General features: G+C 38.7%; 14 protein-coding genes. 8 read left to right on the forward strand and 6 right to left on the reverse strand.

What is annotated here, in order from left to right:
- Positions 1 to 129: 129 nt before the first annotated feature.
- The 8 genes from purB to MHB44_RS15695 all read left to right on the forward strand — a co-directional run bounded on the left by purB (position 130) and on the right by MHB44_RS15695 (position 8667).
- Positions 130 to 1494: an adenylosuccinate lyase gene (gene purB, locus MHB44_RS15660; RefSeq protein WP_341299933.1), complete on the forward strand. Its 1365-nt coding sequence runs from the start codon at positions 130 to 132 to the stop codon at positions 1492 to 1494.
- Entirely contained in the window at positions 1494 to 1988 is a 495-nt protein-coding gene (locus MHB44_RS15665; RefSeq protein WP_341299934.1) for a GNAT family N-acetyltransferase, read from the forward strand. The genes purB and MHB44_RS15665 overlap by 1 nt, the downstream gene beginning before the upstream one ends.
- A gap of 3 nt (positions 1989 to 1991) precedes the next feature.
- Positions 1992 to 2801, forward strand: coding sequence for an amino acid ABC transporter substrate-binding protein (locus tag MHB44_RS15670; RefSeq protein ID WP_341299935.1), 810 nt, complete (start codon positions 1992 to 1994; stop codon positions 2799 to 2801).
- Positions 2802 to 2834: 33 nt separating this feature from the next.
- Positions 2835 to 3506 (forward strand): amino acid ABC transporter permease, encoded by a 672-nt coding sequence (locus MHB44_RS15675; RefSeq protein WP_341302985.1) that lies wholly within the window; start codon positions 2835 to 2837, stop codon positions 3504 to 3506.
- A gap of 12 nt (positions 3507 to 3518) precedes the next feature.
- Entirely contained in the window at positions 3519 to 4274 is a 756-nt protein-coding gene (locus MHB44_RS15680) for an amino acid ABC transporter ATP-binding protein (RefSeq protein ID WP_341299936.1), read from the forward strand.
- Positions 4271 to 5422 (forward strand): amidohydrolase, encoded by a 1152-nt coding sequence (locus MHB44_RS15685; RefSeq protein WP_341299937.1) that lies wholly within the window; start codon positions 4271 to 4273, stop codon positions 5420 to 5422. The genes MHB44_RS15680 and MHB44_RS15685 overlap by 4 nt, the downstream gene beginning before the upstream one ends.
- Entirely contained in the window at positions 5413 to 6708 is a 1296-nt protein-coding gene (locus MHB44_RS15690) for an MmgE/PrpD family protein (RefSeq protein ID WP_341299938.1), read from the forward strand. The genes MHB44_RS15685 and MHB44_RS15690 overlap by 10 nt, the downstream gene beginning before the upstream one ends.
- 375 nt (positions 6709 to 7083) lie before the next feature.
- On the forward strand, positions 7084 to 8667 hold the full coding sequence (locus MHB44_RS15695; RefSeq protein WP_341299939.1) for a copper amine oxidase N-terminal domain-containing protein: 1584 nt from the start codon (positions 7084 to 7086) through the stop codon (positions 8665 to 8667).
- A gap of 268 nt (positions 8668 to 8935) precedes the next feature.
- Here the strand turns inward: MHB44_RS15695 and hemL are convergent, their stop codons facing one another.
- The 6 genes from hemL to hemA all read right to left on the reverse strand — a co-directional run bounded on the left by hemL (position 8936) and on the right by hemA (position 15271).
- Positions 8936 to 10228, reverse strand: a complete 1293-nt coding sequence (gene hemL, locus MHB44_RS15700; protein ID WP_341299940.1) for a glutamate-1-semialdehyde 2,1-aminomutase — start codon at positions 10226 to 10228, stop codon at positions 8936 to 8938.
- The gene (hemB, locus tag MHB44_RS15705) at positions 10229 to 11209 is read right to left on the reverse strand and encodes a porphobilinogen synthase (RefSeq protein WP_341299941.1); all 981 of its coding nucleotides are present in this window, start codon (positions 11207 to 11209) and stop codon (positions 10229 to 10231) included.
- Positions 11206 to 11967: a uroporphyrinogen-III synthase gene (locus tag MHB44_RS15710; protein ID WP_341299942.1), complete on the reverse strand. Its 762-nt coding sequence runs from the start codon at positions 11965 to 11967 to the stop codon at positions 11206 to 11208. Before MHB44_RS15710 ends, hemB begins: the two co-directional genes overlap by 4 nt.
- Positions 11957 to 12889 carry a hydroxymethylbilane synthase gene (gene hemC / locus MHB44_RS15715; protein WP_341299943.1) on the reverse strand — a complete coding sequence of 311 codons (933 nt, stop codon included), beginning with the start codon at positions 12887 to 12889 and terminating at the stop codon, positions 11957 to 11959. Before hemC ends, MHB44_RS15710 begins: the two co-directional genes overlap by 11 nt.
- An 18-nt stretch (positions 12890 to 12907) precedes the next feature.
- Positions 12908 to 13735, reverse strand: coding sequence for a cytochrome c biogenesis protein CcsA (gene ccsA / locus MHB44_RS15720; RefSeq protein WP_053996338.1), 828 nt, complete (start codon positions 13733 to 13735; stop codon positions 12908 to 12910).
- A gap of 168 nt (positions 13736 to 13903) precedes the next feature.
- A complete protein-coding gene (gene hemA, locus MHB44_RS15725; protein ID WP_053996339.1) occupies positions 13904 to 15271 on the reverse strand; it encodes a glutamyl-tRNA reductase in 1368 nt (455 codons plus the stop codon).
- Between the last annotated feature and the right edge of the window lie 227 nt (positions 15272 to 15498).

Genomic DNA, 15498 nt, shown 5'->3' on the forward strand with positions numbered 1-15498 from the left:
TTTTATTTAAAATTAAAAGAAAACTTTTAAAATTATAAATTTCCGCTTGAAAAAAACAAAGTAAACCAGTATACTTTGTTTCATAATAAAGTTTAGTGAAATAGTTGGTTTTAAAAAGGAGACAATACCATGCCGTCACATGTAATTGATATGATAATGTTGAAAAATAATTTTGGTACAGAAGAAATGCGCAATGTATGGTCTGATGAAAATAGACTGCAAAAGCATATAAACGTAGAAATTGCTTTAACACAGGCAGAAGGTGAGCTTGGCGTGATCCCTGTGGAAGCAGCAAAGGAGATCGTGAAACAAGCAAGCCAAGCTCACTTCGATCTCGAACAGCTTGCTGCAAATATGGCCAAACTCAAACACTCACTGATGCCAACCATTAATGCCATCCAAGAAATTAGTGGTGAGCATGGTGAATTTGTTCACTATGGTGCTACAACACAAGATATCGTTGATACAGGTACTATTTTACAGCTTAAAGAGGCCCATCAAATTATTCAGCGTGATTTACGACAAGTAGCAGATGCCCTAGCCATACTTGCCAAAGAACATAAACTTACATTAATAGCTGGGCGTTCGCATGGTATGCAAGGCCTTCCAACAACATTCGGCTTTAAAATGGCTGTCGTATTGAGCGAAATATTACGCCATATTGAGCGACTACAACAAATTGATGAACGCGTTTTTGTTGGCAATATTAGCGGTGGTGTCGGTACATATGCGTCATTTGGAGAGCAAGGCATCGCTATTGAGCAACGTGCTATGGAAATATTGGCACTTCAAGCACCTGAAATTTGCTGGCATTCCTCACGTGATCGTTTAGCAGAATATGCAAGTGTACTTGGTCTCATTAGCGGAACACTTGGCAAATTAGCCAATGAATTTTACAACTTAATGCGCACAGAAATTGATGAGGTAGAGGAGCCTTTCTCTAAAGGAAATGTCGGTTCATCCACAATGCCACATAAACGCAACCCTGCCATGTTTGAGGGTATTGCGAGTTTAACCCGCCCTATTTTGCAAAATGTATCGCTCATGCAACATTCCTTAATTGTTGAACATGAGCGTGATGCGATGTCATGGCGTGCAGAATGGATTGCTTTACCTGAAATTACAATTTATTTGTCATCTCAATTAGCTTCCACTATTGCTGCATTACGAGGCTTAGTGGTCAAGCCGCAAAATATGTTGAAAAACTTAGATAAATTAGGTGGTTTACTTTTATCTGAAAAAATAATGTTTGAGCTTTCTAGCCAATTTGGTAAGCAAACCGCTCACCATATCATCTACGAAATTTCAATGGAAGCACTTGAAAATGATGTACCCTTTAAAGAGCTATTAGCGAAGGATAAACGAATTATGGGCACTTTCTCAGCAGAACAATTAGCAAGCATTTTTGATTATGCCTCTTATACTGGCCTTGCACCAGTAAAAGTAGAAGAAGTTTTAGCACATTATGAACAAATAAAAAAGGAGGATCGCTAATGACCTATACTTATCGTGCAGCAACACTGGATGATGCAGAAATATTGCGCGATTTACTCCATGCTTCTTATGCGGAAAATTTACAATATGGTGTACATTTTGATGCAACAACCGTCACATTACAGCAAGTACAATCGCATTTAAGCTATAATCTTTGCTATTTTTTAGAGGACGACGGGGCGGTGCTATCCACTGTATCGCTTCGTATGCCATGGGGGCCAAATCCCGGTCCCTGCCCTGTTCCACATATTGGCTGGTTTGCTAGCCTCCCAAATAACGGAAAAAAAGGTATTGGCTCTGCCTTGTTGTACTGGCTGGAAACAACCATATTGAAAGAGCAGTTAAAAGTACCCTATGTAACATTAGGTACAGCCGACTCTCACCCATGGCTTGGTAGTATGTATGAAAAAAAAGGCTATGTGAAATTCGGTCAAAAAGATTTAGGTAAGGGACATCTTACAAACTATTACAAAAAGAACATTTTGGAGGCATAACAGATGAAAAAGAAAATTTTACTGACAGCATTTATTGCTGTATTCGCACTTGTATTAGCAGCATGTGGTGGCACAAAGGAAGATGGAGCAGACAAAGGCTCTTCTGATGAAAAAAATGTATTACGTGTTGGTTCAACTGGTCAATCTTATCCAAACGGCTATAAAGATGGGGATAAATTAGTAGGCTTTGATGTTGAAGTAATTGAAGCAATTGCCAAAAACCTAGACTACTCTGTAGAATGGGTGAACTCGGATTTTAGTGGCCTTATGGGACAATTAGAGGCTGATAAAATCGATACAATTGCCAATGCTGTTGCTGTAACGGATGAACGTAAAGAAAAATATGCTTTCTCTGACGCTTATTCTTATGCAGGGGTGACAATTGTTACACATAAAGATAATGCAGATATTAACACACTGGATGATTTAAAAGGCAAAACAGTATCAGGTGTACTTGGCTCAAACAATGTGAAAAACTTAGAGAATTTCGATAAAAATGGAGAAATTACGATTCGCACATATGAAAATCGCGATGGTGCACAATTAGAAGCAATTAATAAACGTGTAGATGGCTATGTCAATGCTAAAGCTTCTTTATTGGCAGAAATTCAAAAAAGTGATTTACCATTAAAATTCGTTGGCGAACCATTTGTCTATGAGGATGTTGCCTTCCCATTCCGTAAAACAGCTGATAATGAGGAATTGATTGCAGCCATTAATACAGAAATTCAAAAATTACGTGAAGATGGTACATTAAAAAAGCTATCTGAAAAATATTACGGTGGCGAAGATATCACTGTTAAAGTTGAATAATCATTATTTTGTACAGAAAGGCGTCAGATGGATATGAACTTAGATTTTTCTTATATGATTGAAGTTCTCCCTGCCATTTTAAAGTACATTCCAATCACATTATTTATGGCAATAATCGCAATGATTATTGCCGTAGCTATTGGTTTAGCTTTAGCTCTGGTATATAAAACAAACTTCAAAATTTTAATTTACGCAGCGAATGTCTATATTTCTTTCTTCCGAGCAATTCCAATGCTCGTCCAACTATTTTTAATTTACTATGGTTTACCGCAACTGTTTCCTGTTTTTACAAAGCTAGATGCTGTTACTGCCGCTATTATCGGTTTAGGCTTTAAGCAGGCTGCCTTTTTAGCTGAAATTTTCCGTGCAGCCTTCGCTTCTGTTGAAAAAGGACAGCTAGAAGCCTGTCTTGCAGGAGGTATGACAAAATTCCAAGCGTATCGTCGTATTATTTTGCCACAAGCTTTGCGCAACGCTCTACCAGGTACGGGTAATACGTTTATTAGCTTAATTAAAGAAACATCCCTTGCTTTTACACTTGGTGTAGTCGAAATTTTTGCAGAGGCAAAAATGCAAGCCTCTAACTCCTTCCGTTATTTTGAAGCCTATTTAACCGTAGCATTAGTGTATTGGGCAATTATCGTTGTCTATACCTATGTGCAAAAGCTGATCGAGAAATATTTAGATCGCCCATATAAAACATAGAGGTGACGATTGATGTTAAAAGTAACAAATTTAGTAAAAAGCTTTGGTGCATTAGATGTCTTAAAAGGCATTAGCTTTGAAATTAAGCAAGGCGAAGTGTTAGCAATTATCGGTCCTTCTGGCTCTGGAAAATCGACACTGATCCGCTGCTTAAATTATTTAGAGCAGCCCCAACAAGGCATCATCGAAATTGATGATGCACGTTTAGATGCCGCAAAGCCAGCGAAAAAGGATATTCAACACCTACGTTCCAAAACAGCTATGGTGTTCCAAAACTATAATTTATATAAAAATAAAACAGCATTAGAAAATGTTACAGAATCATTAATTGTGGTGAAAAAAACCCCGAAAGCGGAAGCCAATAAAATTGGTATGCAGCTTTTAAGCGAGGTCGGCTTAGAGGCAAAGCGTGATAATTACCCTGTCACAATGTCCGGTGGGCAACAGCAGCGTGTTAGTATTGCACGCGCACTTGCACAAAAGCCACATGTTATTTTATTTGATGAGCCCACTTCTTCCCTTGACCCAGAGCTAGTGCAAGAAGTATTACATGTCATTAAAAAATTAGCAGAGCAAAAGATAACAATGATTATTGTGACACATGAGATGGATTTTGCACGAGAAGTCGCCGATCATATCATTTTTATGGCGGATGGTCATATCGTGGAACAAGGACCTGCCAAGGAGTTTTTTACAAATGCACAGCAGGAGCGCACGAAAAAATTTATTCGACAAATTACTTCAGAAAGTGAGGATAACATTTTATGACATCTATTACGATAACAGATGCCTTACAGCAACAGTTAATTGCCTATCGACGCGAATTACATGCGTATCCTGAACTCTCCATGCAAGAATTTGAAACAACAAAACGCATTACCAATTGGTTACAGCAACACGGTATCACAATTTTGACGTATCCGCTTAGCGTTGGTGTAATTGCAGAAGTGCGTGGCGAGCAGCAAGGGCCAACGATTGCAATCCGTGCAGATATTGACGCCCTGCCAATTGAAGAACAAACAGATGAGCCATTTCGTTCAAAAAATGCAGGTGTCATGCATGCCTGTGGTCATGATTTTCATACGTCCTCTATTATAGGAACAGCTATTTTATTACAACAACAGCGCCATTTATTAAAAGGCACTGTACGCTTTATTTTCCAGCCCTCTGAAGAAACTGCACAAGGCGCAGAGTATGTAGCAAAGGCGGGCGTCTTAGAAGGTGTGGAAGCTATTTTTGGCATGCATAACAAGCCTGATTTACCGGTTGGTACAATTGGTATTAAAGCAGGTCCATTAATGGCAAGTGTTGATCGTTTTGAATTAGATATTATCGGTACTGGCGGACATGCAGGTATTCCTGAAAGCACGGTAGACCCTATCGTCATTAGCAGTCAAATTGTTACCGCATTCCAATCCATTGTTAGCCGTAATATCTCTTCCTTCGATAATTCCGTTTTATCTGTAACAAAATTACAAGCAGGCAATACATGGAATGTGATTCCAGAAAAAGCGGAGCTAGAGGGTACTGTACGTACATTCCAAGCCACATCACGCGCTACTATTCCACAGCGTATGAAAGCATTGGCAGAAGGCATCGCTGCAAGCTATGGCGCAACAGCTGATTTCAGATGGTTCCCTTATTTACCAACTGTCTATAATGATGCACGTTTTACAGAAGTATTACAGGAGGCTGCTCGCATCAGTGGTCATCAAGCAGTTGAAGCTGATATGGTGCCTGCTGGTGAAGATTTCGCTTTTTATCAAGAGCGTATTCCCGGATATTTTGTATGGGTAGGTGTAGATGGACCGTTCGGCTGGCATCATCCACAATATCGCTTAAACGAAGATGCGATACCTGTGGCTGCCACTTATTTTGCAAATCTTGCGGTGAGCGTGTTAGATCAATGGCAGTAAACCATATTACAAGGCGCTTTGTTCACCAACTATTTTTAAAGCCTTTAGATATTGCGGCAATTGAAGATGCCAAGCGTGGACTCATTGATTTTGTCGCTGTTACACACTGTGGCAAAGAGGATGCAGGCGTACATAAATTATTACAGCTCGCCTGTGGAGGGACAAGCAAGGTCATTGGACACCCGATTTATACAACACCCGAGCTGGCTGCTTTAATTAACGGCTTTATGGCACATGTACTAGACTTTGATGATGTACATCATGAATTACGAGGGCATCCAAGTGCAGTTTTACTACCGACATTATTTGCTTTATGTGATGAAGATACAACAGGTATACGCTTTATCCAAGCCTATGCCATTGGTGTAGAGGCGATGGCCAAGCTTGCCCTCTCCCTCTCCAATGTTCACTACGAAAAGGGCTGGCATAATACCTCAACGATTGGTATTGTTGGTGCAGCTATTGCAGGCGCTTATTTAATCGGCTTAACAGTGCATGACACATGTCGTACAATCGGCTTTGCCACAACTATGGCGAGCGGAATGCGAATTCATTTTGGTACAGAAACAAAACCTTTACATGCAGGTATTGCCGCCAAACATGCCATTGAAGCAATTCGCTTTGCACAAGTAGGTATGCATGTCAATGACAATAGCTTAGAAGGATATATTGGCTTTTTATCTTTATATGGTGAAAATACACCGAAAAAAGCAGAGGCATTATTACTGGATGTAACATCTGCAACTTGGCGCATTTCGTCACCAGGACTATGGTTTAAGCTTTATCCTTGCTGCTCAGGGTCTTATTTTGGCATTGATGCAGCACAACAAATTGGCCCACTTGCTGTCGAGGAAATTGAAGACATTCATATTACCTTCTCTCATTATAGCGATGCAGCACTTGTTATTCGCGAACCCAAAACGGGGGAAGAAGGTCGTTTTAGCATTGAATATATCGTGTCATTAATTTTAGCAAACAGACCTTTACATCTAGCTTCCTTCCTACCAGAGCCGATTGATGACACAGTGCAACAATATATGAAAAAAGTAAGACGCTCAAATGACCTTGAAGCCGTATCGAAGTATACACAAATAGATATTCGCTTAAAAAATGGCACACAATTATCTGCTAGAGGAATCAATCCAAAGGGAGCCCCCTCTAATCCATTAACAACAATAGAATTAGAGAACAAGCTCACTTCAGCCACAGAGCAAGCTGATACTATTATTGCCACTATCCGGGCATTAAATAGCTCAAAGGTTTCTTCACTCTTACAACTTATTTAATCATTTAACAGGCTAGAATAAGGGCTAGGCAGAAAAAATTTTTGCCCAGCTCTTTCTTGTTTATTTATAAAAATAATGACAGAAAAAAGAAACCGATAAAATTGCAAGTGTGCCTACGCCAAAAATAGCTATCACTTTTACCATGTCTCTTTTCAAGCCACTTCCTCCTTCATATAAATCAAATCCTTTATTATTTACTCTAAAGCATCAACGAGACCGAACGCAAAGTTCATTGTTTCACAACATATAAAATGCAGCATTCCATTATTTAAAAAATAATACGCTTTTTTCATTTTTTTAAGCATATTTTAATTACAAAGCAATATATTTCTAGTAAAATAATAACATATTACTATTTTACTAGGAGGGAATCGATTGGGAAAACTAAGAATTATCATTCTATTGTTGTTTTGTTTATTAATCGGATCAGGAAATAACAGTGTTAATGCATCCTCAGGTATATCAATTTACATAAACGATGAGAAACAATGGTTTAGTCATCAAGCACTCATTGAACATGGTGTTACACTTGTACCGTTAAGAGGGATTTTTGAGGAACTTGGCGCAGAAGTCACATGGAATCGAGAAAATAAAACTGTTTATGCTTCAAAAGGGAATGTAAGTATAGCACTAAAAATAGGGTCGACAAATGCAAAGATCAATGGCAATACAGTAACATTATCAGTTCCAGCCCAAGCCAATAGCGGACAAACACTTGTACCTTTAAGATTTATTAGTGAATCATTAGGGGCAAATGTTCAATGGGATCCAATAAGTCAAAGGATAACAATTACAGAAGACTTAAACATAGTTACAGAAGATTCATATATAATCACAGAACAGTCAAGTAATAAGGAAACCCAAAAGCCTAAATCACCAAAAACAGAGAAAAAAGAACAGCCTATTTTAAGTCTAGGGGAAACGTTTGCAGATGAACAAATCGAGGTGACAGTTAAGGATATAGAATATGTACACCGCATAAATAAGGGATTTAAAGTTTATCTCTCTGTCACAAATAAATCTACAAAGCCATTACAACAACCTGGTGGTTTACAGTTTAAATTGAATAATGCTCTGTATGAGGATGAAGTAAATATGTCTGGATATAGCCATCATTTTGAATCAAACGGCTATATTTATCCAGGTGAAACAAGAGATGGCTATTACCAGTGGCTTTTTGATAAAGATGTAAAAATTGAAGAAATAGAATTTTATATGATGGAAAATGGCTTTTTGAAGCAATTTAAAGCGAAGTGGCAAGGTGAAGTAACAAACGAGCACAAATTAGAAAATGAAAAAGTTGACAATAACATTGAAGCTAAACCAGAAAATATTCAATTTGAGCCTAACATTGGGCCTAAACCAGAAAATACGCAATTTGAGCCTAACATTGGACCTAAACCAGAGAATACACAATTTGAGCATAGCATTGAACCTAAACCAGGAAATACGCAATTTTGGAATAGTGCTGAAGATAAAACTTACCCTATACAGCAAGGTGCTAGTTTAGCTGAAGTTGAAAACTTTTTAACACAATACTATAGTAGTATCACTACTCCTATGGGAAGCTTAAATCTTTCCTATCATTTAATGTATTTTGATGGTTCATTGGATATGTATACAGTCTATACTAAATATGGAGATTATGTACGAAGTTTCTTATACACGATTGACAGATATCAACGTGGTGACACTAAAGATCTCTATATAGATGAGAATAAATTAATGGAGACAATATCCATATTAAAGAATTTTCAAAAGGAAATATACGCTGTAATGGAATATGTATACCCGAATAAAAAAATACAGGGTAGCTTTCACGATAGTTGGTACAGATATCCAAATCTCAGAATGGACCTAGTTACACGTTCAAATTATGAATGGCAGAATTATAAATTTGCTGATTGGGATGGATACAATTTTAACTATACAATGGGATTTTATTTTCTTGAGGAATAAGAAATAAAATGGCGAGATAGCTTAATTAAGTCACCTTATCTTAGGTGGCTTTTTTATTGTTAAGGATGGATGTCCATTTATTGTGATCACAGCAGGAACAAGTATACTTAGCATATTCTTACTACTAAAAGGAAGGTTGTGCAAAAAGGTCTTTACTTTTTGCACAACCCCTATTTCTCTTCTGATCGGCTGATAAGAAGTGATAATCAGTTTACATTTTCATTGTGAAATATATTACTTCATTAAAAGAACATATTTCCTTATCCTTTTATCTCGCTAATTGCGCAAACACCTTATGGAACGCCTCTACCGTTCGGGCAATATGCTCTTCTGTATGGGCTGTTGAAATAAATAAACCTTCAAATTGAGATGGAGGTAGGAATATACCTTCCTCTGCCATCAAACGGAAGTATTCCGCGAATAATTGTAAATCAGATGTTTTGGCTGATGCAAAATCCACGACATCCTCGTTTGTGAAGAAGAAGCCAATCATTGAGCCTGCACGATTAACCGTATGTGGGATATTATATTTCGTTGCCGCTTCACGGAAACCTGTTTCTAGCTGATCGCCTAGCTTTTTAAAGTAGTCATATGTGCTATGATCTAAGCGTGATAACGTTTCATAGCCTGCTGTCATCGCTAATGGATTACCTGATAATGTGCCTGCTTGATAAATAGGGCCTGCTGGTGCGACCTGCTCCATAATTTCTTTTGTTCCGGCAAACGCCCCTACAGGAAGACCGCCGCCAATCACTTTTCCTAACGTTGTCATATCAGGTGTTACGCCAAAATACTGTTGTGCACAGCCATAATCTACGCGGAAGCCTGTCATGACCTCATCAAAGATTAATAACGCACCGTGCTCAGATGTAAGGGCACGTAAGCCTTCTAGGAAACCTGGCTGTGGTGGTACAACGCCCATATTTCCTGCAACTGGCTCCACAATGACTGCTGCTAGCTCTGCGCCAAATTTTTCGAAAATCACTTTTGCCCCTTCTAAATCATTATAGGCAACTGTCAATGTATTGCGAGCGATATCTGCTGGCACACCAGGGCTATCAGGTAGACCTAATGTGGCAACACCAGAACCTGCTTTAATTAATAATGAGTCACCATGACCATGATAAGACCCTTCGAACTTTAAAATCTTATCACGCCCTGTAACCCCACGAGCTACACGCAATGCAGACATCGTAGCCTCTGTTCCTGAGGAGACAAAGCGAATCATTTCCATACCTGGTAGACGCTCTAATACTAATTGGGCTAAACGATTTTCTGTATAGCTTGGAGCACCAAAGGAAGAGCCCTTCGCAGCTGTGTCAGCAATGGCTTTCACTACCTCTGGATGTGTATGTCCTAAAATCAATGGACCCCAAGACAATACATAATCAATATATTCATTGCCATCAATATCTTTAATAATCGCACCATGGCCAGATTCCATAAAAATCGGGTCCATATTAACTGATTTGAATGCACGTACTGGACTATTAACACCACCTGGCATTAACTGCACAGCTTCAGCATAGGCTTGTTTTGATTTTTCGTAAGATCGCGTCATTTATTTCTCCTCCAACCAGCGTGCAACATCTTTTGCATGATACGTAATGATTAAATCAGCGCCTGCGCGTTTCATGCCTAATAATGTTTCAAGCACAACTTTTTTCTCTTCAATCCAACCGTTGATAGCAGCCGCTTTAATCATTGCATATTCACCTGAAACATTATACGCAACAAGCGGTAATGGATAGTTATTTTTCATATCCCGAATAATATCTAAATAGCTAAGAGCAGGCTTAACAATTAAGAAATCCGCGCCCTCTTCAATATCTGATTCCGCCTCACGGAATGCTTCTAAACGGTTCGATGGGTCCATTTGATAGGATTTACGATCACCAAATTGCGGTGCGCCATCCGCAGCATCTCGGAATGGACCATAGTAACTAGAAGCATATTTGACTGCATAAGACATGATAGGAATATGTTCAAAGCCTGCTTCATCTAGGCCAGCACGGATTGCTGTCACAAAGCCATCCATCATATTAGATGGGGCAATAATATCTGCGCCAGCCTTTGCTTGTGATATCGCTGTATGGGCTAAAACATCCAATGAAGGGTCATTTAAAATTTGATCACCCTCAATTAAGCCGCAATGTCCATGATCTGTAAATTCACATAGACATGTATCCGCGATAACTAATAACTCAGGATGACGTGCCTTGATAAGTCGAGTGGCTTCTTGCACAATGCCATGATCATGAAACGCACCAGTTCCCACTGCATCTTTTTCAGCAGGTAAGCCAAATAAAATAACCGCTGGAATACCTAAAGCTACAACCTCATCAATCTCTGTTTCTAGTTTATCCAATGAAAATTGAAAAACGCCAGGCATTGACTGTACTTCATTTTTAATATTGTCGCCTTCAATTACAAAAATAGGATAGATCAGGTCCTCTTTATGTAAGTATGTTTCCTTTACCATTGATCGCATCGTTGCATTGACACGCAAACGACGATGTCTTTGAAATTGTAGTTTTGTCATGATTTGTCCCCTACTTTCATAATTTCCTCGATGACTGCCTGCATTGTATAAACACTTGGCATAATTTCCACAGTTGCACCATATTGTTGAAGAGCTGCCTCGGTAATATGACCAATGGCTGCAATACGAGTTGCTTGCCAGCTAACATATGGCACTACATCCTTTGCGTACACATCAACAGCTGAAGGACTAGCAAAAATCACTGTGACATCCTGATGTTGCTGAATGCAATTGACAATGATCGATGTTTGATCATGTCGTTCCACCGTTTCATAAACTGTCCACTCCTTTAATTCAAAGGGCAGACCATCCTTCAGCGTACTTTTCGCCTTTTCCCCTCGAATAAACAGACATCTTGGCTGATGGCCTGCTATACTTGGAAATTCTTTGACGAAAATATCAGCACTAAATATGGAGGGCATAAAGCTTACTTGAAACCCTAGCTGTTCTAATGCTGTCGTCGTTTTCGTTCCAATAGAAGCAATGTTCCCTTGAAAATCTTGCACACTTACTTGATGTTGCTGCATCTTACTAGCAAAGGCATCCACAGCATTTTGACTCGTAAAAATCAACCAATCCATTTGACGTGCAAGCCTTATATACTCAGTATCATCGCTATTTATGCGCTCACAAGTTTCAATTAAAGGAGCCATAACTGCATAGCCACCTAACGCTGTGATATCGTCTATAATGGACGCTGTCTTAGCTGTACCTGTTAAAAGTAATGTTTTACCCTTTAACGGTAAATTACTGTGCATCTTGCTCTGCCTTTACACGTTGAATTAAATCGAAAGCACCTTGCTCTGTTAAAATAGCAGCAAGCTCCTCTCCAATCTTTTGTGCATCTGTTCCTACAACTGTTTCCTTATACACCACAGAGGCATCAGGTGCGGCAACAAGGCCAGTAAGTGTAATTTCTTCATTATTTGTAGTGGCATAACCAGCAATCGGTACTTGGCAGCCACCATCCATTGCTGCTAAAAATGCACGTTCCGCATGTGCCTCTTGCCATGTTGCTGCATCTGTAAGCTTTGCTAATTCGGCTAATAGCTCCGCATCATCGGCGCGGCACTCAATGCCAAGAGAGCCTTGCGCTACTGCTGGTAAACAATCTTCCACAGGTAAAAACTCAGTCACGACATCCTCACTCCAGCCAAGTCGTTTTAACCCTGCTGCCGCTAAAATAATCGCATCATATTCTTCTGTTTTAAGCTTCGCTAAACGTGTATCAACATTTCCACGAATCCACTTAATTTCAAGGTCAGGACGCACCGTTAATAGCTGGGCACTACGACGTAATGAGCTTGTTCCCACAACCGCACCAGCAGGTAAATCAGCAAATTTCACATGACCATTCGAAATAAATGCATCACGCGCATCTTCACGAGGAGGAATACAGCCAATCACTAACCCATCTGGCAAGACAGCAGGCATGTCCTTCATAGAGTGAACAGCAAAATCAATTTCTTTATTATAAAGTGCTTGTTCAATTTCTTTCACAAACAGCCCTTTTCCGCCTACTTTCGATAGCTGTACATCTAAAATTTGATCGCCTTTTGTGACAATTTCTTTCACTTCAAATTCAAATGGGGCACCCGCTGCCTTTAATTCATTAATAAACCAATTTGTTTGCGTTAGTGCTAACTTACTTCTCCTAGAACCTACAATAATTTTTCTCAACAGTCTCCAACCTTTCTTTTAATACCATAAATGGAATCGCGATAAACTGCTTCCAAGGAAAAAATTCGTAACGACTAATAAATAAGCGTAAATATGTACCCACGCATACGTCGTGCCTGTTAGCTTGTTTTTGCGATTCACATATAAGATAAAGCAATACAACATTAAGATAATGAAAGACCCTATGATCTTCGCATCGAAAATCGAAAGACTCTCTAATGTTAATAATGCCCATTCAAACCCTAATATTAAACTTATAAATAACATCGGAATCCCAATGAAAAATGAAATATTCATCCAGCTACTCGTCTGCTGTAAGGATGGCAGCCTTGTCCATAAATGTGACCACTTTTTCTTTTTCAGCAAACGATACAAAATAAGATACAAAATAGCAAAAACAAATGTTAATGTAAATGCTGCATACGATAGGATCGCAAATGATATATGAATAAAAAGCAGTTCCGAAATAAGTGTCTCTCCGACAGCTCCTGTAGGGCGTTTAGGCATAAATGTAAAAATACTAGCAAATAAAAAGCCTAGTATATTAATAATAAACACTGGTAAATCCACTCTTGCAATACAATGAAGGATAATGGATAACGTTACAAGCAGCCAGGAATAGAAGAGAATCCCCTCGGATAAAGATAAAATCGGAAAACGCTTTGTTTCCACAGACGTTAAAATAATAATGGCGCTTTGAATCATCCATACGAATGAAACAAGCCAAAAAGCGATACGCCTTGCTCGCACTTGTTTATAAAAGTAATCAGTAAAGTAAAAAACTAGACTGATCGCATACAGGACGATCATCACTTCATAAAGCCTCGTCATGGTCAAATCAGCCAATAGACATCCCTTCTTTATTGTGAAATTGTGAAGCTACAATAGTTTAGACAGTAAAAAACGTTTTCGTATCTTTAGTTTACCATACAGATACGAAAACGCCTCATGTAATATCAGTAGAGAATCTAATCGCGCAAAATATCCACGTAAAGCAACCTCTATTTACACATATTAGAAAGAATATTTTGGTTCAGCAGAGGCTTGAGTTGCTTGCGAGCGTCGTTCTTTACGCTCAAGCTCTTGCTTTGTCATCTCTTGAACTTCAGCTTCCACAGCAGCTTCTATACCAAAAATTTGCTGGAATAAACGTAACTGTTCATTTGCTTTTGGTGCATTGGCCATTTCCTTCGCTTGGAGGATCGGCTCTTTTAACAATTGGTTAATAATTGATTTTGTGTGTTTACTTAAAATTTTACGTTCACGTTCCGTTAAATCTGGCATTTTATTTTCAATACTCATCATCGTTTCTTCTTGGATACGACTTGCTTTTTTACGTAAAGCTGAGATCACTGGCACAACACCAAGAGTAGCTATCCAATCTTTAAATTGTATAACTTCTTTGCCAATCATCTCTGTAATATCAGCAGCAGCACGTTCACGCTCCGCTAAATTTGCTTCAACAATTCCTTGCAAATCATCGATATCATATAAGAAAACATTTGCTAGGTCGCCTACCCGTGGATCAATATCACGCGGAACAGCAATATCCACCATAAATAATGGTCTGCCTTTTCGTAAGCGTTCTACAAATTGCATCAGCTCATAATCAATCACATAATCTGTAGCACCTGTAGAGGTAATTAAAATATCTGCTTCTAACAAAGAGCATTGCAATTCCTTCATGGATTTAGCTTCACCATGGAATTTAGCCGCTAAGCTTTCTGCTTTTTCAAATGTACGGTTAATGACAGTAACTTTCCCTACACCACTACCATAAAGGTTCTCGATCGCAAGCTCCCCCATTTTCCCTGCACCTAAAATCGCTACATGCTTGCGTTGCAATGAGCCAAAAATTTTCTTTGCTAATTCTACAGCAGCATAGGAAACGGATACCGCATTCTCGCCAATAGCCGTTTCATTATGTGCACGCTTAGCAAATGTTACGGCTTGTTTAAATAGCTGATTGTATACCGTTCCTGTTGTGCCAATCTCTTGTCCATTTAAAAAACTTTTTTTTACTTGCCCTAAAATCTGTGTTTCCCCAAGAACCATTGAATCGATTCCAGCTGTCACTTTAAATAAATGTTCGATTGCCTCATCTTCTTCACGAATCGTTAAATATGAAGAAAATGTCTCCACAGGCAAATCAAACCAGTTGGCTAAAAATTGTTTCACAAAATGACGTCCAGTATGCAATTGGTCTACAACAGCATATATTTCTGTACGATTACATGTCGAAACAATCACATTTTCTAAAATACTTTTTTGCTTTTGCAGCGCTTCCATTGCCTGTGGTAGCTCACTCTCGATGAACGATAGCTTCTCACGTATTTCAACAGGCGCTGTTTTATAATTCAAGCCTACTACAATGGTATGCATGAATAACACCTCACACGTTCTAATTCATAAGTCTCATTATAACATAGTTCGACAAGAGTTCACCTACAATTTGTGAACATGTCATGAAGAACTACTCTTTATTATCTACATTAGAATTATTATAAACTAAGTGTAGCAAATTATACATCCCGTTTCAAATGAAAAAATTTTTCAAAAATTTCGGCGCATCCCAACTATTAGCATAATAGAAATTTCCCCACTATTTG

The organism is Lysinibacillus sp. FSL H8-0500 (assembly GCF_038051955.1).
In the GTDB taxonomy this organism is placed as follows: domain Bacteria; phylum Bacillota; class Bacilli; order Bacillales_A; family Planococcaceae; genus Lysinibacillus; species Lysinibacillus macroides.

Bases quoted from the DNA above. Each gene is read 5' to 3' on its own strand.
- MHB44_RS15685 (WP_341299937.1), top strand. From the start codon at position 4,271: ATGACATCTATTACGATAACAGATGCCTTACAGCAACAGTTAATTGCC.
- MHB44_RS15680 (WP_341299936.1), top strand. From the start codon at position 3,519: ATGTTAAAAGTAACAAATTTAGTAAAAAGCTTTGGTGCATTAGATGTC.
- hemA (WP_053996339.1), bottom strand. From the start codon at position 15,271: ATGCATACCATTGTAGTAGGCTTGAATTATAAAACAGCGCCTGTTGAA.
- hemB (WP_341299941.1), bottom strand. From the start codon at position 11,209: ATGACAAAACTACAATTTCAAAGACATCGTCGTTTGCGTGTCAATGCA.
- MHB44_RS15690 (WP_341299938.1), top strand. From the start codon at position 5,413: ATGGCAGTAAACCATATTACAAGGCGCTTTGTTCACCAACTATTTTTA.
- MHB44_RS15670 (WP_341299935.1), top strand. From the start codon at position 1,992: ATGAAAAAGAAAATTTTACTGACAGCATTTATTGCTGTATTCGCACTT.
- MHB44_RS15710 (WP_341299942.1), bottom strand. From the start codon at position 11,967: ATGCACAGTAATTTACCGTTAAAGGGTAAAACATTACTTTTAACAGGT.
- purB (WP_341299933.1), top strand. From the start codon at position 130: ATGCCGTCACATGTAATTGATATGATAATGTTGAAAAATAATTTTGGT.
- hemL (WP_341299940.1), bottom strand. From the start codon at position 10,228: ATGACGCGATCTTACGAAAAATCAAAACAAGCCTATGCTGAAGCTGTG.
- MHB44_RS15665 (WP_341299934.1), top strand. From the start codon at position 1,494: ATGACCTATACTTATCGTGCAGCAACACTGGATGATGCAGAAATATTG.
- MHB44_RS15675 (WP_341302985.1), top strand. From the start codon at position 2,835: ATGAACTTAGATTTTTCTTATATGATTGAAGTTCTCCCTGCCATTTTA.